The organism is Roseixanthobacter psychrophilus, assembly GCF_043195195.1.
Taxonomy (GTDB): domain Bacteria; phylum Pseudomonadota; class Alphaproteobacteria; order Rhizobiales; family Xanthobacteraceae; genus NCEH01.
In genome coordinates this window covers 1-371 of sequence record NZ_JBAFWT010000204.1, presented here as the reverse complement: position 1 = coordinate 371, position 371 = coordinate 1, and the positions used below count along the sequence as shown (strand labels likewise).

General features: G+C 70.1%; 1 pseudogene. It reads right to left on the bottom strand.

Features of this window, described 5'->3' with window-relative positions:
- A pseudogene (locus V5F77_RS29210) lies at positions 1-371 on the bottom strand (IS21 family transposase); the annotation flags it as partial.

Sequence of the window (371 nt, the reverse complement as noted above, 5' to 3'; positions counted from 1 at the left end):
GGTAGTAGCCGGGGCCACGGACGTTGCCGTGGTCGGGATTGACGTGGGTCGAGGACGTCGCCCGCCGTGCCGCTCGGTCGAGGCCGTTCTGCAGGATGGATTTGACGCTCGACCAGGAATGGGCGCCGATCTCGAGGGCCCGACCGCAGGCCGCTTCGAGCCGATCGGCGCCGAAGGTCTTGGCCAGGCGCAGAATGCCGACGCAGGATCGGAAGCCCTGCTCGGGATGTCGGCGCGAGCGCAGGATCACCTCGACGAGGGCGCGGGCGTTGTCGCCGATGCCGGCGGCCTCCTTCAGGACGCGGCCATGGGTCCAGTCGTGGAACTGGCGGTGATGGCTGGGCATGTGGTCGGCGACGGTGACGTGGGCG